The following is a 20,572-nucleotide window of genomic DNA, read 5'->3' on the forward strand; positions in this document are numbered from 1 at the left end:
AGCGGCACGGGCCTCACGTCCACGCCAGCCGTCAAGCACTCGCGTTCGGTCACCTCGCTCGGCCAGTGGGGATGGGACCACCTCCCGCACGACGAGGTGGATCTCGAGCACCACGTGCGCCGCGAAGGGTTACCTTCCGGAGGAGCGTGAGTGGTTCGACTCCATCCTGTCGCCGCGCACTCTCGTCGACGTGGTCCGGCAGCACCATCCTGGCGTCGACAGTCCGTACTCGTGGTGGTCGTGGCTGGGCAGTCGTTCGTGAAGGACACCGGGTGGCGCATCGACTACCACCTCGCGACGCCGCGCCTGGCACAGGCCGATGAGTGATCACGCTCCGGTCGTCGTGGACTACGACCTCTGATCGGGGAGATTCCCGGGGTTTCGGGAATCCGGCTAACCGCCCCATCGCGGGTGGTGCGCGTGCAGTCATCCATTCATGCGCTGGTGGTCATGGTGTGGTGGCCGCGTTCTTCCTAGTGTTTCAGATCACAGACGCTCAGCGAGGTGCACGTTCGCTTCCCGCGGAGCCGTGGGAAGAAAGGACGGACACCGTGGCGACACTGCAGACGGTCCAGAAGATCGGGCCGGTGCTGGACCTGTTCACCGCAGCGCAACCGGAATGGGGGGTCTCCGAGGTCGCCGCTGCCATCGACGTCCCCCGATCGAGTGCGCACGCCTTGCTGTCGAGTCTCGTCGACACCGGACTGCTCCAGTGCCGCACGCGTGGTCGCTACCGGATCGGATGGCGGGTGATCGAACTCGGCGAAACCCTGCGGGGCACCGTCGACGTGCGGTCCTGCGCCGCGCCGGTCATCGAGAACCTCGTCGAGCGGTACGGCGAAACCAGTCACCTCGCGGTGATGGAACGGTGGCACGTGCTGTACGTCGACAAGGTGGTCGGTACGCACAACATCACCGTGCAGGGTGCACGCGTCGGCGCCCGTCTCGAAGCACACTGCACAGCGGTGGGCAAGGTCCTCCTGGCGAGCCTCGAGGAGAACGAACTGCGCCGGTACCTGGCCGGTCGCCAGTTGCGCAGGCACACGCCGTCGACGATCACAAATGCCGGGGCGCTGCTCGACGCGTTGTCGGTGGCGCGGTCTGCCGGCCACGCCTATGACCTCGGTGAAGCCGTCTCGGAGGTCCACTGCGTCGCCGCGCCGGTGCGTGACGACATGGGTTCCGTGGTGGCCGCGGTGAGCATGAGCATCCCGGTCAGCCGTTTCGTGCCCCGCCGCGTCGAGTTCACCCGTGCCGTCATGGCGGCAGCCCGCGACGTCTCGCACGCGGTCGCGAACACGAACCACGCCACACCCACCACGACCAGGGACGTTCCCGAATCGGGCCGGCCGGCGCTGGCCTCCTGACGTCCCGTCACCCGAAGTCCGAACCGAATGACACAGAGCAGAGGTGCCATGGATACCGTCGCACGTAAGGCCGCCGACCGGTTGCTGGAGGTGTACCGGACGGGCGAACCGATCGACCCGCTGACCCCGGAGCATCCCGACGCGTCGATCGAACTCGCTTATCGCATTCAGCAAGTGCAGGTCGAGGAGTGGACGCTCGGCGGCGACGTCGTCAAGGGGCACAAGGTGGGCCTCGCGTCGCGGGCCATTCAGCGGCAGATGGGGGTGAACCAACCCGACTTCGGACATCTGACCGCGAGCATGTTCCATCTCGAGCACCAGCCAATACCGGCGGGGCGGTTCCTCCAGCCGCGGATCGAGCCCGAGATCGCGTTCGTGCTGGGCCGGCCTCTGTCCGGACCGGGTGTCACCGTCGCCGAGGCGGTCCGGGCGGTCGACTTCGTCCTTCCCGCACTGGAGATCGTCGACTCGCGGATCCGGGACTGGAAGATCGGCATTTTCGACACCATCGCCGACAACGCGTCGTCGGGCGGCGTCATCCTGGGCAGCCGACCGGTCGCGCTCGACGCGGTGGACCTGCGACTGGCGGGATGCACCCTCCACATCGGCGGTGAACTCGTCGCGACCGGCGCGGGCGGTGCCGTTCTCGGCTCGCCGCTCAACGCGCTCGTGTGGCTGGCGAACACTGTCGGCCCGATGGGCGTGACACTCGAACCGGGCCATGTCGTGCTTCCCGGCTCGATGACCAAGGCATTTCCCATGAATCCGGGCGATTCGATCGTCGCGCAGATCAGCGGGCTCGGCAGTGTGACGGCCGTCCTCGGCACCAAGGAGGAACAGTGATGGGTACCGACGCATGGAGCGCAGCACTCGTGGCGGAGCGACTTTTACAGGCGGAAGATCGTGCCACGGCCCAGACGTCCATCAAAGCTGAGTGGGAGAGCCTCGACCTCGCAACGGCCTACGCCGCGCAGGACATCGCCCTCGGCATCCGGGTGGCGCGCGGTGAGAAGGTCACCGGCGTGAAACTGGGGGTCACCTCGAAGGCCAAGCAACGTCAGGTCGGTGTCGACGCACCGTCGACTGCGTGGCTGACCGACCGGATGATCCTCCCGATCGGGGAGACCGTGCCCCGCGACCGCCTGATCCACGCGCGGGCCGAACCGGAGATCGCGTTCGTCATGGGACGCCGACTCGAAGGTCCGGGCATCAGCGCAGCGACCGCCTTGGCCGCCGTGGATCACGTCGTGGGCGCGATCGAGATCATCGACAGCCGGTTCTCGGGCTACAAGTTCTCGATGATGGACGCGGTGGCCGACAACAACTCGTCCGGACGCTACGTCACCGGGCCGATCAGCCGGCGGCCCGAAGATCTCGACCTTGCGCTCGAGGCGTGCCTGCTCGAGGTCGACGGCGAAATCGTCGATTCCGCGACCGGTGCTGCGGTACACGGACATCCGGCCGAAGCGCTGGCGTTCGCCGCCAACACGCTCGCCGAACGGGGCCACGCCATCGAGGCCGGCTGGGTGGTGCTCACGGGAGGGATGACCGACGCGGTGCCGGTGGAGCCGGGCGCGCGGATTGCGGCGCACTTCACGAATCTGGGCACGATCACCGTGGCGGGAGGTCGCTGATGCCGATCATCGAGGTCACCATCGCCGAGGGCCGCAGCCCCGAGGAACTGCGCCTGCTGATCCACGAGCTCACCCACGCCGCTCACCGGGCGGTGGGGACGCCCGTCGCGAACGTCCGTGTGATCCTGCGCGAGACACCGAAGACGCACTTCGCGGCCGGCGACGTCACGCTCGCCGAGCGGGAGGAAGCGGCGAACATCCGGGTATCCGGAACGGCCGCCGACGTCGGCACCTGAGGAGTCGGGCATTGCGATTCGACGTCGAGGCGAAAACCAGACCCGGGTTACACAGGGAAGGCACGCATGCCGTCCGTCTCAGGAGATCCGATGCCCCCGAACAGTCCCGTCACCCTCGTCGCGGAGGCATCGCCCGCCTCGCCCGCCGTCGCGCGCATGTCCGACGAGTTGTATCACGACCTGTTGTCCCCGAACGAGGTTCGCGACCTTCGTCTGCGGGTGCGCGACTTCGCCACCCGGGCGATCGAGCCCGTTGCGCATCGCATCGCCGGCGGCGACGAGCGGCTCGACGGCTTCCCACGTGACGCGTTCGAATCGATGGCGGCGGAGGGACTGTTCCGGATCCCGTTCCCGTCCGACGTCGGCGGCGAGGGTCTGTCGCATCGCGCCACCGCGACCGCAGTCGCGGTGGAGGAATTGGCGTATTACTCCAACAGCGTCGCGGCCATCTACGACGTGCATTGCATCCTGGCGGGCACCGCGCTCGACCAGGGCACCGACGAGCAGCGACACCGCTGGCTGCGGCCCCTCGTCGAGGGGGAGATCGTGGGTGCCTTCGCGACCAGCGAACCGGGTGCGTCCAGCGACCTGTCCCCCGACGCCGTGTCCACCGAAGCGACCCCGGACGGTGACGGCTGGATCCTCCGCGGCCGGAAACGGTGGATCACCAACTCCGTCGTCGCCTGTGTGGTGGTGGTGCTCGCACGCACCGGTGACGACCTCACGACCTTCATCGTGCCCACCAACGCGTCGGGCGTCACGATCGGAACCCCCGACCGAAAACTGGGGAACCGCGGGCAGATCACCGCCGATGTTGATCTCGACGACGTCCGCCTCGGGCCGGATTCGGTGCTCGGACGGGTCGGGGGTGGACTGCGCATCGCGCTGCAGACCCTCACCTACGGGCGCATCGGGATCGGTGCCGCGGGCGTCGGCATGGCGCAGGCCGCATTCGATCGGACTGTCGCCCATCTGAAGTCGCGGCACGCCTTCGGGGGTTCGCTCGCCTCGAAACAGCACTGGCAGTTCGTGATGGCCGACTACGCCGCGGATCTGGAGTCCGCCCGCAGCCTGTATCTCAAAGCGGCACTGCGGCTCGACTCCGGCGAGCGATTCCCCGAACCCGAGGCGGCGATGGCGAAACTGCGGGGCACGGACCTGGCCGCGCGGATCGCCCGAGATGCCGTGCAGGCCTTCGGCGGACTCGGCTTCGTCCGGTCGCTCGGCGCCGACGACACCGAGGGTCCGGTGGAGGCCATCTACCGCGACAGCAAGATCGGCGAGATCTACGAGGGAGCCAACGAGATCCAACGGTGGGTGCTGGCGCGTCAGATCTTCGGGCGCGACCACACCGGCTAGAGCGAAGAAAACCTAACGGTCCGTACGTGAATCGCCTTTCCCGTTGTGCTGTTCACGGAAATGCGCGGGGCTGACGCCGAACCGCTTGCGGAATGCGCGGCTGAAGTGTGAGACGTCGCGGAAACCGACACGGTCGCTGATCTCGGCGACGGTCGAGTCGGTGTCGAGGAGCTGCCCTCGGGCGCGGTCGAGGCGCAATTGGTACAGCCATGTGCGTGGGGTGGTGCCGGTCAAGCTGAACAGTTTGTGGATGTAGCGCAGGGACATTCCGAGTTCGACACCGATCTCGGCCGTCGAGTGGTCGGGGTCGTGCAGGTACCGCGTCATCGTCTGCTGCACCGTCCGGAGGTCGTCGTGGTGGACCCGTTTCGTCGCGGTCAGGGGGCGCGCCTGCTCTGTGAGGGCAGAGGTGAGCAGATCGACCGCGGACGCGGCCACCGATGCCGAAGACCCCACCGACAACCGGGCGTCGGTCGTTGCTATGTCGACGAGAAAACGGGAGACGAGGCCGCCCATCCCGGTCTGCCCGGAGATCCCCAGCCCGGCGACGCCCTCCATGGCCTCGGCGGAAAGCCGGGAGATCAATAGTTGGCGGGGTGCACGCAGGACGACCTGCTCGAATTCCGTCCGGCCGTCCACGACGAAGGGTGCGGCCGAGTCGAGGATCCCGAATGCTCCCTGCTCGAGGGTCGCACTCCGCGAATGCTGCTGGAGGGTGGCCGTCCCCCGAGTGATCAGACACAGCAGGTAGTCGTCGTTGGGGTCGGACCGGATCATCTCGGGCGTGCGCACGACCGTGTGCGGGTCTGCATGCACCACACTCACGGTCAGGTCCCCGAAGGGCCGCACCGTCAATTCCGCGGCGAACCGGGCGTGTCTGTCGGGCCAGTCGACGTCCATCTCGCAGTAAGTGGAGTCGAGGGTGTCCGCCCAGCGCACTCGCCCTTCGGTCGACTCCAGCTCGCGCGTACTCAGCACCATTGACGCGGCGCTGTCGGTGCAGGCGGAGTCATCCTTCTGTGCACTGTCGGTCATGTTCGATCGCACCTCCGCCTCCTAGTGTTCCAGATCACAGGCACTCCCCGCGCGGACGATCCCCGAAAGGCTTCGGGCCGCGCCCACTTCGAATCTTGCGAACGACTTCAGAGGAGACAGCGCCATGACCACCAGCACCACGTGGATCGAATCGATCACCATGGAGGAACTCGACCGCGATCCGAACCCGATCTACGACCGGCTCCGGCGCGAGGCCCCGGTTGCGTTCGTACCCGCGGTAGGGATGCACGTCGTGTCGTCGCGCGACCTCTGTCTGCAGATCGCGCAGGATTCCGAGACCTGGTCCACGGTGATCGCGCCCTCGGGTGGACGAACCTTCGGGAAAGGTACCGTACTCGCCGCCAACGGTGAACAGCACGAGAAAATTCGCGAATGGATCGATCCCCAATTGCGGCCGAGTGCAGTGGACTCCTATGTAGAAGCGCTGGTCCGGCCGCAGGCGCGCAGCCTCCTGGAAGGGATCGAGGATCTGGGTGCCGCAGACATCCAGGAGGCCTACTTCGCGCCGATCAGTGTGCGTTCGGTTGGGGACCTGATGGGTCTCACCGAAATCCCTTCGGAGACATTGGTGCGCTGGTTCGAGACGCTGGCGCAGTCGTACGGGAACGCGGAAGTCGACGAGAACGGAAACTTCGCCAATCCCGGGCCGTTCGAGGCCGGTGACCGGGTGAAGGCCGAGATCGTCGCCGCTGTCGGCCCGATGCTCGACCACTGGACCGAACATCCCGACCACACCCTGATCTCGCACTGGCTGCACGACGGGACGCCCGACGGCCAGGTCCGCGACCGGTCCGAGATCTACCCGAACATCTACGTGTTCCTGCTCGGCGCCCTTCAGGAGCCCGGGCACGTCATGACGACCACCCTGGCAGGACTATTCCAGCACCCCGACCAGCTCGAACGCGTCATCGACGACCCCACACTCATTCCGCGCGCCGTCAACGAGGGCGCTCGCTGGGTGGCCCCGATCTGGAGTGCCGCGGTGAAGGTCGCGGGACGCGATGTCACCATCGGCGGCATCGACCTGCCGACGGGAACACCGGTCATGCTGGCATACGGTTCGGCCAATCGAGACGAGTCCGTCTGGGAGAACGCGGAGGCCTACGAGATCGACCGGCCCATCATGCCGCATCTGGCGTTCGGAGCGGGAAACCATGCTTGCGCCGGAACGTATCTCGGTACCGCGATCGTGCGGATCGCACTCGAGGAATTGTTCGAGACGATCCCGAACATAGAGCCCGATCCCGCCCGCGCCCCGCAGTTCTGGGGATGGACGTTCCGCGGACCGCAGGGCCTGCACGTCACCTGGGAGGTCTGACCGATGGACCGTATGGTGACGGTGTCGGGGCAGGACGGGGCGTTCCCGGTCGCACCCGGCATGTCGGTCCTGGAAGCCGCATTGCGAGCGAATCGCTGGCTTCCGCACGCCTGTTCACAGGGGACCTGTGGCACGTGCAAGATCCGGGTTCTCTCCGGGGAGGTCGACCACGGCGCCGCCGACGAGACCATCCTCTCCGCCGACGAACGCTCGTCGGGACTCGCGCTGGCCTGCCAGTCGAAACCGCACGGAGACCTGGCCATCGCCCCCGTGAACGACGCCGACCCCGGCCGGCCGATGCACCCCCTCCGCGACTACACAGGCACAGTACGGGAACTGTCCGACATCGCTCGGCAGACCCGCAGGCTCGTCGTCGAACTCGACGAGCCGATGGAGTTCGACGCCGGTCAGTACGCCGAACTGATCGTGCCGGGCTCCGGTGTCGCGCGCCAGTATTCGATGGCGAACCCGCCGTCCGAGCAACGGCTACTCGAGTTCCACGTCCGGAATACGGCGGGCGGCCTCGCCACCGAGGGCTGGATCTTCGACTCACTCGCGGTGGGTGACCGCATCGATCTGCGTGGACCGCTCGGCCAGTTCGCTGTCGTCGAAGCCCGGGAGGAGCCGGCCATCCTGATCGGCGGAGGCACCGGGCTCGCACCGCTCAAATCGATTGTCCGGCACGCACTGGACCACGATCTGCTACCGGCGATTCACCTCTACCACGGTGGTCGCCGGGAAGCCGACCTCTACGACGTCGAGTGCTTCCGCGCGATGGAGGCGACCGATTCCCGATTCCACTATCACCCGGTCCTGAGTGAGGAGAACTGGGACGGGGCAACGGGAATGGTCACCGACGCCGTGCTGGGTGACTTCGCCAGTTGCCGTGGCCACAGCGCATACCTGTGCGGACCGCCCGCGATGGTCGCCGCCGCCGTCAAGGCCTTGAAACGCCGCCGCATGTCGCCGCGGTTGATCTTCAAGGAGGAGTTCACCGTGAACGATCCGCGGCCGGCGGCCGAGGCCGTGTGATCCCACTGTCCCCCAACCCGACCTACGACGCCGAGAACAGGAATTTCATGTACCGAGTGAGCATCATTTACAACCCGCCGACCGACCCGGCGGAATTCGACGAGTACTACGCCACAAAACACCTGCCGCTGGTCCGGCAGGTGCCCGGGGTCGTCCGATTCGCCGCCGGCAAGTGTGAGACCCTCGACGGCACTACTCCCGCGGCATACGCGCTCGCCGAGTTGTTCTTCGACTCCAAGGATGCCGCCGCGCAGGCTCTGTCGTCACCGGCTGGGCAGACGGCCGCCGGAGATCTCGCGAACTTCGCCACCGGTGGTGTCACGATGCTCTTCAGCAACGAGGACACCGTTCTTCCCTGACCGTACTTGTTGGCGCAGCGCATCACGAACCTATGCGCGCGTGCTCCTTCCGGTACAGGCCGGGGCTCGAGCCGAAGGTGCTGCGGAACAACCGGCTGAAATGGGACACGTCGCGGAAGCCGGCGCACTCGCTGACGTCGGCGACGGACAGATCCGTGGTGAGCAGGTACCTTCGCGCAGCCTCGAGGCGGGCCTGGTACAGCCAGGCCCGCGTCGTGGTGCCCTCCGCATTGAACAGCTTGTGCACGGTGCGCAGCGACATACCCGCTGCCGCGGCGATGTCCGACAGCGTGATGTCGGCGTCGTGGAGATTCTGTTCGATCACCCGCTGAACCCGCGTGAGGTCCTCCGTGCGGTGCAAGTCTGCAGCGCTGGTCGCCAACAGGCCCTCGGTCAGGGCCGTGGCAAGCATGTCGACGGCGGAGGATGCGAACGACACGGCAGCACCTTGCGACATCGGCGCGTCCATGTCCGCGATATCGACGAATAACCGACCGACCAGTCCGCCAGCCCCGGTGTCGCCGTGAATCGAGCGCGCCGTGCCGTGTTCGACGATTCGTCCCGGAAGGCGCGACGTGAGCACCTCGCGGGGGGATCGAACCACGACCTGTCGGAACGGGGCGGGTGAGTGGAACACGAAAGGTGCGGCGCAGTCGAGGAGCGCGAAGGAACCCGGCTCCACCACCGTGGCCCGGCCGGACTGCCGGACCTCCACGCTTCCGTCCGTGACGAGGCAGACCAAATACCCCTCCCCCGAATCGGACTGGATCATCGCCGGCGATCGGACGACGGTGTGCGCGTCGGCCCGGATCGTGCTGACATGCAGATCACCGAACGGCCGCCCGCCCCACTCCGCGTCGAAGTGACGCCGAGGCTCCGGCCACGCCACGTCCGTCTCGCAGTAGAGCCGCTCCAGCGTGCTCGCCCACTGCATACGGCCCTCCCCGGTATCGAGCTCCCGTGTTCGCAGCGAGACGATCGCGGGCACGTCGGTGCGCGCGGAGTCATTCGATTGTTCGCGCTCAGCCATGTTCCACCACACCTTCGCCTAATAGTGTTCCAGATCACAGGAACTTGGCGTTCGGGTCAATATACCCCACCCCGTCGAGTACGACACCGACAGCGGTGACCGGGGCGCGCCGACGTCCTCGCCTTCCGAAACAGGTTCCTGCCCAACGAGACCAGGAGTGACTCCATGACCACATCAGCATTCGTCGACGATCGCGTCGGAGTTCCGAACGACGTCCGGCCCATGACGGGCGACGAGTACCTCGAGTCGCTGCGCGACGGTCGCGAGGTCTACTTCCGCGGGGAGCGCGTCGACGACGTCACCACCCATCCGGCTTTCCGTAACTCGGCGCGGTCGGTGGCGCGGATGTATGACGCACTGCACCAGCCGGAGGCGAAGGGCGTGCTGGCGGTGCCCACCGATACCGGAAACGGCGGCTTCACGCACCCCTTCTTCAAGACCGCTCGTAGTGGGGACGACCTGGTGCTCTCCCGTGACGCGATCGTGGCCTGGCAGCGTGAGGTGTACGGCTGGCTGGGCCGGTCACCCGACTACAAGGCCTCGTTCCTCGGCACGCTGGGAGCCAACGCCGACTTCTACGGCCCGTACCGCGACAACGCGCTGCGCTGGTACAAGCACGCGCAGGAGCGGATGCTCTACCTCAACCACGCCATCGTCAATCCGCCGATCGACCGCGACAAGCCGGCCGACGAAACCGCCGACGTGTGCGTGCACGTCGTCGAGGAGACCGATGCGGGTCTGATCGTGTCCGGCGCGAAGGTCGTCGCGACGGGATCGGCGATCACTAACGCGAATTTCATCGCCCACTACGGACTGCCGCTGCGCAAGAAGGAATACGGCCTGATCTTCACGGTGCCGATGGATTCGCCAGGACTGAAGTTGTTCTGCCGCACCTCCTACGAGATGAACGCTGCGGTGATGGGCACGCCGTTCGACTATCCGTTGTCGAGTAGGTTCGACGAGAACGACGCGATCATGGTGTTCGACCGAGTGCTGGTGCCGTGGGAGAACGTCTTCGCCTACGACACCGACACCGCGAACGGCTTCGTCATGAAGTCGGGATTTCTCTCCCGCTTCATGTTCCACGGATGCGCTCGGCTCGCGGTGAAGCTCGACTTCATCGCCGGCTGTGTGATGAAGGGTGTGGAAATGACCGGCTCCGCGGGATTCCGCGGTGTGCAGATGCAGATCGGGGAGATCCTCAACTGGCGCGACATGTTCTGGGGGCTGTCCGACGCGATGGCCAAGTCACCCGAACAGTGGGTGAACGGCGCCGTCCAGCCGAACCTGAACTACGGCCTCGCCTATCGCACCTTTATGGGTGTGGGGTACCCGCGGGTCAAGGAGATCATCCAGCAGGTGCTGGGCAGCGGGCTGATCTACCTGAACTCCCATGCGAGCGACTGGGCGAACCCGGCCATGCGTCCCTACCTCGACCAGTATGTCCGCGGATCGAACGGCGTCGCCGCGATCGACCGCGTCCAGTTGCTCAAGTTGCTGTGGGACGCCGTCGGCACCGAGTTCGGTGGGCGGCACGAACTTTACGAGCGCAATTACGGCGGCGATCACGAGGCCGTCCGCTTCCAGACGTTGTTCGCCTACCAGGCGACCGGACAGGATCTGGCGCTCAAGGGATTCGCCGAACAGTGCATGTCCGAGTACGACGTGGACGGCTGGACCCGGCCCGACCTGATCGGCAACGACGATCTGAGGATCGTCCGGGGCTGAGTGGAACCGACGACGAGGAGCGCAGCCATGACCGAGACAGCGGGCGAACTCGATCCCGAGGTGACGCCGCTACACCTGCGGAAGGCGCTGGGACGGTTCGCCAGCGGTGTCACCATCGTGACCACCGCCGAGTGTGAGGACGAGGACTCGGTGCACGGGATGACCGCCAATGCGTTCACCTCGGTGTCGCTGGACCCACCGCTGGTGCTCGTGTCCATCTCCACACGCGCGAAGATGGACACGAAGATCAGAGAGACCGGGACGTACGGCATTTCGATTCTCGCCGGAGACCAGGAACCTGTGTCGTTGCACTTCGCGGGCGCGGCACACGAACCGGATCGGGTTCGGTTCGTGTGGCGCAGGGGCGTGCCGCTCCTCGAAGGCGCTCTGGTGCATCTCGCGTGCACCGTGGTCGCCTCACACCCCGCGGGCGACCACACGCTGCACGTGGGCCGGGTCGAGCAACTCTGGTACGACGACGGGCACCCGCTCGTCTTCTACACCGGCAGTTTCCGGTCGCTGGAACTCCTCGGGCGCGACGAGCCCTGGGGGTTCTGAACCGAGTGCCGACGTATGGGCGGCCGCGACGAATGTCGCGGCCGCCCATACGTATGTGTGGTGCAGCTCAGGGCACGGCCTGGGCACGAGCCGCGATCTCACCGGCACGAGTCGTGGCGGCCGCGGTCCCCGCGATCGCCCAGTTCGCCGGGTCGACTTCGATGATCTGTCCGCGCACGAGCGCACGCTGCGCACCGAGGATGTCGACGATCAGATCGGTGAACCGCGCCGCAAGTTCCTGACGTTGCGAGGCGGGGCGTCCGGCGAGCACGATCGCCGTGAAATAGGGCGCCGCGGGCGCGCCGTCTGTAACGGTGGTTCCCGCGACGGCGACATCGTCGGGCCGGTATCGCACGATGAACGCCCTTACGCGGTCCATCGGTGAGTCGAGAACCTCGGAGTAGCACCGGCTCGCGGCGGTGAGCAGTTCTCGGTGCTGCTCGGCGGTGTAGGCGCCGTCGACGAGGTGGAAGTGGGCGACAGGCATAGGTGACAATCCTTTCGGGAGTCGGTCAGTGGATTCCGTGGCGGGTTCCGGCATCGACGTTGATTACCGAGCCGTGCAGCACCGCGGCCTCCGGAGCGAGCAGGGTCTCGACGATCCAGCCGATCTCCTGGAGCGTCGGCAGCCGACCGAGGCTGGTCTTGGCGCGGTAGCGGTTCCAGATCTTCTCCGGATCCTGCCCGGTTTCGGCGGATTCGGTTTCGACGAAGGCACGCAGCCTCGGAGTGTCCACCGGTCCGGGAGCGATCGTGTGGGTGGTGACACCCTTCGGCCCGTAGAGGGCACTGAGTTGGCGCATGAGGTTGAAGACCGCCGCGTTCGCCGTGCCGGGAGCAGCGTCGAGCGGACCCGGTTCGAGACCGAGGGAGCCGGCGATGGTGACGAAGCGGGAGCCGTCGACGAGATGGTCGCGGACGGCGTGCAGGAGGCGGACGAGTCCGCCCACCTTGATGTTCGTCGCCACGGCAAGGTCGCCTGGTGGAATCGTGTCGACGGAACCCCGCACCGGGAGGCCGGCGGCGAACAGCGCCATCCGAACGGGCGAGTCGATACACGCAGAGATCGTGTCGATTGCAGTGTCGTCGGCGATGTCGGCCACGCACGGCGTGATCAGGTCGTCGGAGATCGCGAGCTTCTCGAGTTCGTCGCCTCTGCGGGCGACGGCCAGCACTCGCAGCCCGCGGCGGGCCAGTCGCAGGGTGATTTCGGTGCCCATCGCACCGGTCGCACCGACGACGACACAGAGGTCGGGTGTAGTCACAGTACAGTTCTCCTCGGTTCGGGAAGACGATGGCCGGGACGGTGGGTACCGCCCCGGCCACTGGTGGACGAGTTCGATCAGCTCCGCAGGCGGATGGTGACCGCTCGGGGCTCGGTGAAGAATTCGCGGGAGTACTGGCCGCCCTCGCGTCCGAGGCCGCTGCTGCCTTCGCCACCGAACGGCAGTCGGAGGTCGCGCTCGAAGAAGGTGTTGATCCACACCGTGCCGGCCTTCCACTGTGCGGCCATGCGGTGCGCACGGTTGAGGTTGTCGGTGAACAGAATCCCTGCCAACCCGTACGGCGAGTCGTTCGCGATGCGCAGCGCCTCGTCCTCGGTGTCGAACCCGAGGACGGTCTCGACGGGCCCGAAGATCTCCTCACGCGCGGTGCGCGAGTCGTTGGTGAGCCCGGTGATCACCGTAGGCGGGTAGTAGAAGCCTTTCGCCCGCGCGTCGTCGGTGAGCCGCGACCCACCGGTGACGACCTTGCCGCCCTCCTCCTGGGCCAGTTCGACGTAGCCGTGCACCTTCTCGAGGTGTCTTTGCTCGATCAGCGGGCCGAGGAAATTCGACGGGTCTTTCGGGTCGCCGACGGTGAGTTTCTTCGCCTCCTCGGTGAACCGGTCGAGGAATTCGTCCATGATCGAGTTCTGCACCAGCAGGCGGGAGCCGGACAGGCACACCTGCCCGTTGCCGCCGAAGATCGCCCGGATCGCCATCGGAACAGCGACGTCGAGGTCGGCGTCGTCGAAGACGATGTTCGCGGACTTGCCGCCCATCTCCGCCGAGACCGGGGTGTGGTTCACCGCGGCGGCCTGGAGGATCCGCACGCCGGTGGCGCTCGAACCGGTGAACGTGATCCGGTCGACCCTCGGGTCCGCGGTGAGCGGACCGGCGACGGCCTCGCCCCCGAATCCGTGAACCACGTTGAGCACGCCTTCGGGAAGGCCGGCCTCGAGGGCGAGTTGCGCGAACCGGTGCGCGGTGAGCGGCGTCTGCGGTGCGGGTTTGAGAACGGTGGTGTTGCCGAAGGCCAATGCGGGGGCGATCTTCCACGTCGCGAGCATCAGCGGCGCGTTCCACGGGCTGATCGCCGACACCACCCCGGCGGGTGGGTACAAAACGTAGGAGAGCAGGTCGCCGTCCGGGTAGGCCTCGTTGGCGGCCATCGACACATAGTCGGCGAAGAACCGCAGATTGTGTGCCACCCGCGGGATCTCGGCGTGCAGGGACTGGTTGATGCTCTTGCCGCCGTCACGGGTCTCGATCAGCGCGAGTTCCTCACGGTGTTCGTCGACCTTGTCGGCTACTGCGTGCAGGATCTTCGCACGCTCCTTCGGCGACATCCGCGGCCACGGACCGTCATCGAATGCGTTGCGGGCCGCGGTGATCGCGGCCTCGCCGTCGTCGGCGGTTCCGCGGGGGACCGTCCCGAGCAGTGAACCGTCGTGCGGATCACGGGTTTCGAAGGTCGCCCCGTCCGAGGCGGCCACCCAGTCGCCACCGATGAGGTGACGAACCTCGGTCACCCCGGGTACGGATTCCGTCGTGGTCATGGTGCTCCTTGCCTGTCAGACCCCGGCCGGGGCCGGGGTCTCGTAGGTGCGGCCTGCGAGTTCGGAGGCGACGTCGATAATCATGTCTTCCTGACCACCGATGACACCGCGACGACCGAGTTCCATGAGGATGTCGCGGGCGGGCACCCCGAACTTCTTCGCGGCCCGCTTGGTGGGGTGGAAGAACGTGGAGTACACACCGGCGTAGCCGAGGACCAGTGCGGTCTCGTCGACGATCTGCGGTTCCTTCATCAGCGGTGCGACGATGTGTTCGGCGGTGTCGATGAGCGGGAAAAGGTCGACCCCGGTGTCCCAGCCGGCGCGTTCGAACGCGGCGGCGAGGACCTCGGTCTGCGCGTTGCCGGCGCTGGCGCCGAGACCGCGCAGGGACCCGTCGATGAACGTGGCCCCGTTCTCCGCGGCGGTCAGCGCGTTGGCGATCCCGACACCGAGGTTGTTGTGGGCGTGGAACCCGATGTCGGCGGTGATGGCCTGCCGCAGGGCGGCGACCCGTTCACCGGCGTGCCGGGGAACCATGGCACCGGCGGAGTCGACGACGTAGACGACGTCGGCACCGTAGGAGTCGAGTTTGGCGGCCTGCTCGGCCAGCGGCTCGGGCTCGAGTTTGTGGCTCATCATCAGGAACGTCATCACCGTCAGGCCCTGCTCCTTGGCCCACTCGACCGGCTGCTGCCCGCAGTCGGCCTCGGTGCAGTGCACCGCGACGCGGACCGTTTTGATGCCGGCGTCGATGGCCTGCTGCAGTTCGGCGAGGGTCGCGATGCCGGGCACGTAGAGGGCGGCGATGTCGGCGTTCTCGACGGCGTCGACCGCGGCGCGCACGTAGTCGGGGTCGGTGGCGGCGGCGAACCCGTACTGGATCGAGGAGGCGCCGAGTCCGATGCCGTGCGCGACCTCGATGGTCGGCACGCCGGCCTTGTCGAGGCCGCGCGCGATGTCGGCGACGTTCTGCGGGGTGAACCGGTGCGACACGGACGACATGCCGTCCCGCAGGGTGGTGTCGACGATCGTGATCTTCTTACTCACTGTGTTGCTCCCTGGACGAGGTTCTGCTGGGCCATGACGTCGGCCACCTGGACGGCGGCGGCGGTGATGATGTCGAGGTTGCCGGCGTAGGTGGGCAGGAAGTCGCCGGCGCCGACGACCTCGAGCATCACGGTGACCAGGTCGCCGTCGACGTCGACCAGGCGCAGCGAGTAGCCGGGGACGTACCGCTGGACCTTGGCGACCATGTCGACCACGGCGCGTTCGATGGCGGCCGGGTCGGGGTTGCGGACCTTGGCGTAGACGGTGTCGCGCATGTTCATCGGCGGTTCGGCCGGGTTGATCACCGAGATCGCCTTGGCGCGGTCGGCGCCGGCGACCTGGGCGAGGGCGCGGCCGGTCTTCTCGCTGAATTCGCTGAGGTTCTGCCGGGTGCCGGGGCCGGCACTGTGGGAGGCGATGGCGGCGACGATCTCGCCGTAGGAGGCGTCGGCGACCTCGTTGATGGCGTAGAGGATCGGAATGGTGGCCTGGCCGGCGCAGCTGACCATGTTCACGTTGGGTGCGCTCAGGTGCGCGTCGAGGTTGACCGCGGGGACGACGTACGGGCCGACCGAGGCCGGGGTGAGGTCGATGGCGGTGATTCCGGCGTCGGCGTAGCGCGGCGCCGCGGCGGCGTGGATCTTCGCCGACGTCGCCTCGAACACGAAGTCCGGCAGTTCCGGCTGGGCCAGGAGCCAGTCGAGTCCGCCGGCGGAGGCTTCGAGGCCCTCCTGGCGGGCTCGGGCCAATCCCTCGCTGTCGGGGTCGATGCCCACCATGCACACGGGTTCGACGTGCTCGGACCGCAGCAGCTTGTACATCAGATCCGTACCGATGTTCCCGGATCCGACGATCGCGGCTTTCAATCGACTCATCTTCTAGGCCTTCCCTGGGCAGGCGGGGTGATGCGGTCGACGCTAGGAAGAATTCGCAGGTCCGGGCCCGGCGATTCGGCTGTGCCGGACAGCGAGCGCCATCACGCGACCGCTGTTCGGCTATCACGAAAAGCGCTGACCGCCCCGGACCCCTTCCGCCACGCTCGTGACATCGACCACAACCGGTGCAGCAGGCCCGGACGTCGGAAACCAGGAGAAGCCATGAGTGACGCTCGTTTCGACATCGCGCACCTCGCCCGTGCCGAACTGTTCAGCCCCAAGCCGCAGGAGACGCTGGACTTCTTCACGAAGTTCCTCGGGATGTACGTGACCCACAGGGAAGGGCAGTCGGTGTACCTGCGCGGATACGAGGACCCGTATCAGTGGAGCCTGAAGATCACCGAAGCACCCGAGGCCGGGATGGGCCACGCCGCGATGCGGACGAGTTCTCCCGAAGCGCTCGAGCGACGGGCCAAGTCACTGACAGACGGCAACGTCGACGGCACGTGGAGCGAAGACCAGTTCGGGTACGGCAAGACCTTCGAGTACCAGTCACCCGACGGACACAATCTGCAGCTGTTGTGGGAAGCCGAGAAGTACGTCGCTCCCCCGGAACTGCGGAGCAAGATCCTCACCCGGCCGTCCAAGAAGCCGCTGCAGGGTATCCCCGTCAAGCGCATCGACCACCTCAACCTGATGTCGTCCGACGTGACCGCGGTGAAGGACTCCTTCGAACGGCACCTCGGATTCCGGACCACCGAGCGGGTCGTCGACGGCAACGTCGAGATCGGGGCGTGGATGAGCTCGAACCTGCTCGGTCACGAGGTCGCCTGCATGCGCGACATGACCGGCGGGCACGGCAAGCTGCACCACCTCGCGTTCTTCTACGGCACCGGGCAGCACAACATCGACGCCGTGGAGATGTTCCGCGACTACGACATTCAGATCGAAGCCGGCCCCGACAAGCACGGCATCACGCAGAGCCAGTTCCTGTACGTCTTCGAACCGGGCGGCAACCGCATCGAGCTGTTCGGCGAGGCCGGCTACCTGCACTTGGACCCGGACGCCGAGACCAAGACCTGGCAGATGTCCGACATCGACACCGGACTGGCCGTCGGAGGCGCCAAGCTGCCGTGGGAGTCGTATTTCACCTACGGCACCCCGAGCCCGCTGTCCCTGGACCAGCACATCGAAAAGTACGCCCACTTCGGGCCCGGTGCCCCCGATCCCGACGCCCTCGCGGCGGAACTCTCCGTCCCCGACGAGTTGGAGCACTCCCGAGCTGTCGCCGACGCGTCGCTCTGACACACCCTCGGTGAGCGCCAGGGTGGTCGCGGCCTCGTGCCGTGACCACCCTGGCGTCGCGTCGTCTTCGCGATCGAAGACCCACCGGTGTCAGTTCACTCTGCAGCCCTCGGCGATCGGGGTGTCGTTCAACCGGTCGACGATGTAGGACACGGCGCCGTTGGTGTCGTAGCCGTCGATGCGTTCGGGGCCGAAGTGGTTGGGGATGGTGGTGCCCGGTGCGATGGGCGGTAGGTCGTTGGTGCGGGGCGTCGATGAAGGTCCCGGTGACCGCTGTCGGGGAACCGTCCTGCAGCCGCGACGTGTACATCACCCGCTGCCCGGCCAGGTGCCGTCCGTTCCGGGCACCGAGGCGAACAACGGCATCGGTTCGGTGCGGATGATCGACCCCGGAGCCGACGCGAATTCGGCCGGCGGAGTGTGGAAGTCGTCGCCGGGGGCGGCGTGTGCAGGATGAGCGCCGGCAGTGAGCGCGACCACGGCGGCTATGCAGCTGACGACGGTGAGGACGGCGACCCGGACAGCGTGCGGTGTGCGCGAGCGGCGAAGACGAGAAGGGGTGGTGTGCATGGTCAGATCACCGTGCCGACGTCTCGGGCGACCAGGTGGTCCAGGGCGCGTTCGGCGACCGCGGCGATGGTCATCGACGGGTTGCATGCCGCGGTGTTGCCGGGCATCAGGGCACCGTCGAGCACATACAGTCCGCGCTGGCCGAGCACCCGGCCCTCGAGATCGCAGACCGAGCCCATCGATGCCCCGCCGAGCGGATGCCAGGTTGAGGGGAAGAGCGAATTAGTGTCCGTGAGTATGGATCCCGGCCCGGCGATCTTCCGCACCATCGGGTCGATGCGGCCGTTCTGGATGACGGTGTCGCCTTCCCTCGGCCAGTGCAGTACCGCGTCGTCGGTGGCCGAGTCGTACACGAAACTCCCACGGCCTTCACTGACGCCGTAACCGACGAGCATGGTGCTGCGTGCGTCGAGGGACAGTGGTGGCATCGACGCCTGGATGACCGTGACGGCGGTGGCGGGGTCGTCCCAGTTCAAACTGCCGTAGACGACCGGGCCGCCCTGCGGAGCGCCGAATTCTTCTTCGAGGCTCGTCCAGACATAGATTCGGTCGGCGTTGGTTCCCCAACCGGTTCCGAGTTCGTCCGGCAGATCCGGGATGCGGCCCGTCGACGCGGCACGCACCAGCAGCTTTGTGGTGCCCACGCTTCCGGCGGCCATCACGAGGGCATTCGTGGTGAGGATCTTGTTCTCGAGTACGTTGCCGGACGTATCGATCCGGTCGACGTATACCGTCCAGCGGCCGTCGGCGGCTCGCTCGACATCGGTGACCTGGTGCAGGGTTTCCACCGTCACCCGGCCGGTGTCTTCGGCGGCAGCAATGTAGGTGACGTCGACCGAGTGCTTGCCGCCGTTGTTGACACCGAGGGCGCCGTCGCCGTTGGTGTACGAGGGTTTCATCCGGCCGCGGAGTTCGTCGAGCGCGAAGTTCCAGTCGATCGGCATCGGGATCTTCGACACCGGGAGCCCGGCGCGCTGCACGTTCAGCGCGAACACCCTCGCGGCCTGGTAATTCGGGCTGTCGATCAACTCGTCGGGGGCGACAGCGAGCCGCAACATCCGCGCGACCCGCGGGTAGTGAACCCGGTCCATGGTGGCCCAGTCGAGCGCTTCGGGCAGGTGCGTGTTGAAGACGGCCTCGGCCGGTTGCAACGTCATCCCTTGGTAGACGAGGGAACCACCGCCGACGCCGGCGGCACACAGTGCGGTCATGTTGTCGCCGGGCACCGCCTCGAGCAGACCGGTGTACGGCTCCAGCGCCACCGGCTCACCGAACAGTTGCGGACTGGACCGGTACCAGAGGATGCGCTTGTCCGGGGCGGTCGCACGGGGAAAGGTGTCCGCGTCCGGCCCTGTGGGCCAGCGTATTCCACGCTCGAGCACCAGAACAGGCACGCCGGCCTCCGCGAGCCGGAGCGCCGCTACGCCGCCGCCGAACCCCGACCCGACGACGATGACTCGGTGATCTTCGCGGGTGAGCGGCACGGTAGTCCGGCGGCCTCCGGTCCCGGCCTGCGCGATGCGCGGACTCGCCAACGCGACCCCCGCGGCAGCGGCCCCGGCCAGAAAGGCGCGGCGATTGAGTGCAGACACAGATTTCCCCCAGATCACAGACGGACTCGGCGAGATGTCGAAAGATCAGCGTGGAGCATTTCTCTTAGGCGAGCTCAAACTAGACACTCTGAGCGAGATGTGTCAAGAAGTAACTGTGACTGCAGTTACGAGCTGGACGGCATCGCCGGCGCCAGCCAGCGGGTGAGAAACCGGCGAAGGTCGTCGTCGGTGTGAACGGCGTCGTCGTCGAAGAGGACGACCGACAGCGCCAGCCGAAGTGCGATCTCCACGATGTCGTCCAGGCTCGACTCCACGCCGGGATCGCGCTCGACGAGGGGCGCGAGCAGTTCGCGCGCTACGGGTTTCGCGCGGGACATCATGCCCGTGTCGAAGACAGGGTTTCCCCGTTCCGCCTGGAGCAGGGTAGCCAACACCGGATGCGCGCGCACGGCGGCCCGGCCCGCGACGATGAGTTCGACGACGTACCCGCACGTGGTGTCGGTGGCGTTCGATCGGGAGTGGATCCCGCCCAGCACCTCGACGGCGAGACCGGCGATCGCCTGCGACACCAGCTCTTCGCGCGACCCGAAGTTGGAGTACACGGTCTGTCGCGTGACGCCCGCACCCTGCGCCGCCGCCGCGATGGTGACCCCCTCGAAGCCGTCACTCGCGATCAAGTCGAGCGTGGCGTCCAAGATCTTCCTCCGCGACCGCATGCGACCAT

At 66.9% G+C, this 20,572-nt stretch carries 21 protein-coding genes and 2 pseudogenes; 13 read left to right on the forward strand and 10 right to left on the reverse strand.

Going from position 1 to position 20,572, the window contains the following annotated elements; genetic code table 11:
• Positions 1-42: 42 nt before the first annotated feature.
• The 7 genes and pseudogenes from GO592_RS46635 to GO592_RS30175 form a co-directional block, all read left to right on the forward strand.
• Positions 43-144: pseudogene (locus GO592_RS46635) on the forward strand (wax ester/triacylglycerol synthase domain-containing protein); the annotation flags it as partial.
• Positions 122-361: pseudogene (locus GO592_RS30150) on the forward strand (exodeoxyribonuclease III); the annotation flags it as partial. The pseudogenes GO592_RS46635 and GO592_RS30150, both read left to right, overlap by 23 nt.
• 190 nt (positions 362-551) lie before the next feature.
• Positions 552-1,367, forward strand: coding sequence for an IclR family transcriptional regulator (locus GO592_RS30155; protein ID WP_007296200.1), 816 nt, complete (start codon positions 552-554; stop codon positions 1,365-1,367).
• Between the two features lie 48 nt (positions 1,368-1,415).
• Complete coding sequence (locus GO592_RS30160) at positions 1,416-2,210, forward strand: 2-keto-4-pentenoate hydratase (protein ID WP_007296201.1); 795 nt, start codon at positions 1,416-1,418, stop codon at positions 2,208-2,210.
• Entirely contained in the window at positions 2,210-3,001 is a 792-nt protein-coding gene (locus GO592_RS30165; protein WP_005572659.1) for a 2-keto-4-pentenoate hydratase, read from the forward strand. Before GO592_RS30160 ends, GO592_RS30165 begins: the two co-directional genes overlap by 1 nt.
• Positions 3,001-3,237: a tautomerase family protein gene (locus tag GO592_RS30170; RefSeq protein ID WP_005572660.1), complete on the forward strand. Its 237-nt coding sequence runs from the start codon at positions 3,001-3,003 to the stop codon at positions 3,235-3,237. The genes GO592_RS30165 and GO592_RS30170 overlap by 1 nt, the downstream gene beginning before the upstream one ends.
• Before the next feature lie 90 nt (positions 3,238-3,327).
• Entirely contained in the window at positions 3,328-4,596 is a 1,269-nt protein-coding gene (locus GO592_RS30175; RefSeq protein ID WP_007296202.1) for an acyl-CoA dehydrogenase family protein, read from the forward strand.
• Positions 4,597-4,608: 12 nt separating this feature from the next.
• Here GO592_RS30175 and GO592_RS30180 read toward each other — a convergent pair whose 3' ends face one another.
• Entirely contained in the window at positions 4,609-5,631 is a 1,023-nt protein-coding gene (locus GO592_RS30180) for an AraC family transcriptional regulator (protein ID WP_007296203.1), read from the reverse strand.
• A gap of 124 nt (positions 5,632-5,755) precedes the next feature.
• Between GO592_RS30180 and GO592_RS30185 the strand changes: the two genes are divergently transcribed.
• The 3 genes from GO592_RS30185 to GO592_RS30195 are packed head-to-tail and all read left to right on the forward strand — an operon-like array spanning position 5,756 to position 8,361.
• On the forward strand, positions 5,756-6,970 hold the full coding sequence (locus GO592_RS30185; protein WP_007296204.1) for a cytochrome P450: 1,215 nt from the start codon (positions 5,756-5,758) through the stop codon (positions 6,968-6,970).
• Positions 6,971-6,973: 3 nt separating this feature from the next.
• Positions 6,974-8,002 (forward strand): NADH:ubiquinone reductase (Na(+)-transporting) subunit F, encoded by a 1,029-nt coding sequence (locus GO592_RS30190; protein ID WP_007296205.1) that lies wholly within the window; start codon positions 6,974-6,976, stop codon positions 8,000-8,002.
• On the forward strand, positions 7,999-8,361 hold the full coding sequence (locus GO592_RS30195; protein ID WP_005260736.1) for an EthD family reductase: 363 nt from the start codon (positions 7,999-8,001) through the stop codon (positions 8,359-8,361). The genes GO592_RS30190 and GO592_RS30195 overlap by 4 nt, the downstream gene beginning before the upstream one ends.
• A 22-nt stretch (positions 8,362-8,383) precedes the next feature.
• Here GO592_RS30195 and GO592_RS30200 read toward each other — a convergent pair whose 3' ends face one another.
• The gene (locus GO592_RS30200) at positions 8,384-9,391 is read right to left on the reverse strand and encodes an AraC family transcriptional regulator (protein ID WP_007296206.1); all 1,008 of its coding nucleotides are present in this window, start codon (positions 9,389-9,391) and stop codon (positions 8,384-8,386) included.
• Between the two features lie 165 nt (positions 9,392-9,556).
• Here GO592_RS30200 and GO592_RS30205 point away from each other — a divergent pair, with 165 nt between their 5' ends.
• A complete protein-coding gene (locus GO592_RS30205; protein ID WP_007296207.1) occupies positions 9,557-11,119 on the forward strand; it encodes a 4-hydroxyphenylacetate 3-hydroxylase family protein in 1,563 nt (520 codons plus the stop codon).
• A 27-nt stretch (positions 11,120-11,146) separates the two neighbouring features.
• Positions 11,147-11,677, forward strand: coding sequence for an NADH-dependent flavin reductase (nphA, locus tag GO592_RS30210; protein WP_007296208.1), 531 nt, complete (start codon positions 11,147-11,149; stop codon positions 11,675-11,677).
• Positions 11,678-11,744: 67 nt separating this feature from the next.
• On the opposite strand, the gene GO592_RS30215 is transcribed toward nphA, so the two are convergent.
• The 5 genes from GO592_RS30215 to GO592_RS30235 all read right to left on the reverse strand — a co-directional run bounded on the left by GO592_RS30215 (position 11,745) and on the right by GO592_RS30235 (position 16,420).
• Positions 11,745-12,164: a tautomerase family protein gene (locus tag GO592_RS30215; protein ID WP_007296209.1), complete on the reverse strand. Its 420-nt coding sequence runs from the start codon at positions 12,162-12,164 to the stop codon at positions 11,745-11,747.
• Positions 12,165-12,189: 25 nt separating this feature from the next.
• Positions 12,190-12,942, reverse strand: a complete 753-nt coding sequence (locus GO592_RS30220; protein WP_007296210.1) for an SDR family NAD(P)-dependent oxidoreductase — start codon at positions 12,940-12,942, stop codon at positions 12,190-12,192.
• A 77-nt stretch (positions 12,943-13,019) separates the two neighbouring features.
• Complete coding sequence (locus GO592_RS30225; protein ID WP_007296211.1) at positions 13,020-14,498, reverse strand: aldehyde dehydrogenase; 1,479 nt, start codon at positions 14,496-14,498, stop codon at positions 13,020-13,022.
• Positions 14,499-14,513: 15 nt separating this feature from the next.
• Complete coding sequence (gene dmpG / locus GO592_RS30230; protein WP_007296212.1) at positions 14,514-15,545, reverse strand: 4-hydroxy-2-oxovalerate aldolase; 1,032 nt, start codon at positions 15,543-15,545, stop codon at positions 14,514-14,516.
• Positions 15,542-16,420: an acetaldehyde dehydrogenase (acetylating) gene (locus tag GO592_RS30235; RefSeq protein WP_039950633.1), complete on the reverse strand. Its 879-nt coding sequence runs from the start codon at positions 16,418-16,420 to the stop codon at positions 15,542-15,544. The genes dmpG and GO592_RS30235 overlap by 4 nt, the downstream gene beginning before the upstream one ends.
• Positions 16,421-16,642: 222 nt before the next feature.
• Between GO592_RS30235 and GO592_RS30240 the strand changes: the two genes are divergently transcribed.
• Entirely contained in the window at positions 16,643-17,725 is a 1,083-nt protein-coding gene (locus tag GO592_RS30240) for a VOC family protein (protein WP_005571545.1), read from the forward strand.
• 309 nt (positions 17,726-18,034) lie between these two features.
• Here GO592_RS30240 and GO592_RS30245 read toward each other — a convergent pair whose 3' ends face one another.
• The 3 genes from GO592_RS30245 to GO592_RS30255 form a co-directional block, all read right to left on the reverse strand.
• The gene (locus GO592_RS30245) at positions 18,035-18,295 is read right to left on the reverse strand and encodes a hypothetical protein (protein WP_007296214.1); all 261 of its coding nucleotides are present in this window, start codon (positions 18,293-18,295) and stop codon (positions 18,035-18,037) included.
• A gap of 2 nt (positions 18,296-18,297) precedes the next feature.
• Positions 18,298-19,887 (reverse strand): GMC oxidoreductase, encoded by a 1,590-nt coding sequence (locus GO592_RS30250; protein ID WP_007296215.1) that lies wholly within the window; start codon positions 19,885-19,887, stop codon positions 18,298-18,300.
• A 125-nt stretch (positions 19,888-20,012) separates the two neighbouring features.
• Complete coding sequence (locus tag GO592_RS30255; protein WP_039950637.1) at positions 20,013-20,564, reverse strand: TetR/AcrR family transcriptional regulator; 552 nt, start codon at positions 20,562-20,564, stop codon at positions 20,013-20,015.
• Between the last annotated feature and the right edge of the window lie 8 nt (positions 20,565-20,572).

It is taken from the genome of Rhodococcus sp. 21391 (genome assembly GCF_016772255.1).
GTDB classification, from domain to species: domain Bacteria; phylum Actinomycetota; class Actinomycetes; order Mycobacteriales; family Mycobacteriaceae; genus Rhodococcus_F; species Rhodococcus_F opacus.

Excerpts from the sequence above, each read along its gene's own strand:
- GO592_RS30205 (WP_007296207.1), top strand. The coding sequence starts at position 9,557 with ATGACCACATCAGCATTCGTCGACGATCGCGTCGGAGTTCCGAACGAC.
- GO592_RS30240 (WP_005571545.1), top strand. The coding sequence starts at position 16,643 with ATGAGTGACGCTCGTTTCGACATCGCGCACCTCGCCCGTGCCGAACTG.
- GO592_RS30190 (WP_007296205.1), top strand. The coding sequence starts at position 6,974 with ATGGACCGTATGGTGACGGTGTCGGGGCAGGACGGGGCGTTCCCGGTC.
- GO592_RS30180 (WP_007296203.1), bottom strand. The coding sequence starts at position 5,631 with ATGACCGACAGTGCACAGAAGGATGACTCCGCCTGCACCGACAGCGCC.
- GO592_RS30170 (WP_005572660.1), top strand. The coding sequence starts at position 3,001 with ATGCCGATCATCGAGGTCACCATCGCCGAGGGCCGCAGCCCCGAGGAA.
- GO592_RS30255 (WP_039950637.1), bottom strand. The coding sequence starts at position 20,564 with ATGCGGTCGCGGAGGAAGATCTTGGACGCCACGCTCGACTTGATCGCG.
- GO592_RS30215 (WP_007296209.1), bottom strand. The coding sequence starts at position 12,164 with ATGCCTGTCGCCCACTTCCACCTCGTCGACGGCGCCTACACCGCCGAG.
- nphA (WP_007296208.1), top strand. The coding sequence starts at position 11,147 with ATGACCGAGACAGCGGGCGAACTCGATCCCGAGGTGACGCCGCTACAC.
- GO592_RS30160 (WP_007296201.1), top strand. The coding sequence starts at position 1,416 with ATGGATACCGTCGCACGTAAGGCCGCCGACCGGTTGCTGGAGGTGTAC.
- GO592_RS30185 (WP_007296204.1), top strand. The coding sequence starts at position 5,756 with ATGACCACCAGCACCACGTGGATCGAATCGATCACCATGGAGGAACTC.
- GO592_RS30245 (WP_007296214.1), bottom strand. The coding sequence starts at position 18,295 with ATGCACACCACCCCTTCTCGTCTTCGCCGCTCGCGCACACCGCACGCT.
- GO592_RS30165 (WP_005572659.1), top strand. The coding sequence starts at position 2,210 with ATGGGTACCGACGCATGGAGCGCAGCACTCGTGGCGGAGCGACTTTTA.
- GO592_RS30175 (WP_007296202.1), top strand. The coding sequence starts at position 3,328 with ATGCCCCCGAACAGTCCCGTCACCCTCGTCGCGGAGGCATCGCCCGCC.
- GO592_RS30235 (WP_039950633.1), bottom strand. The coding sequence starts at position 16,420 with ATGAGTCGATTGAAAGCCGCGATCGTCGGATCCGGGAACATCGGTACG.
- GO592_RS30225 (WP_007296211.1), bottom strand. The coding sequence starts at position 14,498 with ATGACCACGACGGAATCCGTACCCGGGGTGACCGAGGTTCGTCACCTC.
- GO592_RS30200 (WP_007296206.1), bottom strand. The coding sequence starts at position 9,391 with ATGGCTGAGCGCGAACAATCGAATGACTCCGCGCGCACCGACGTGCCC.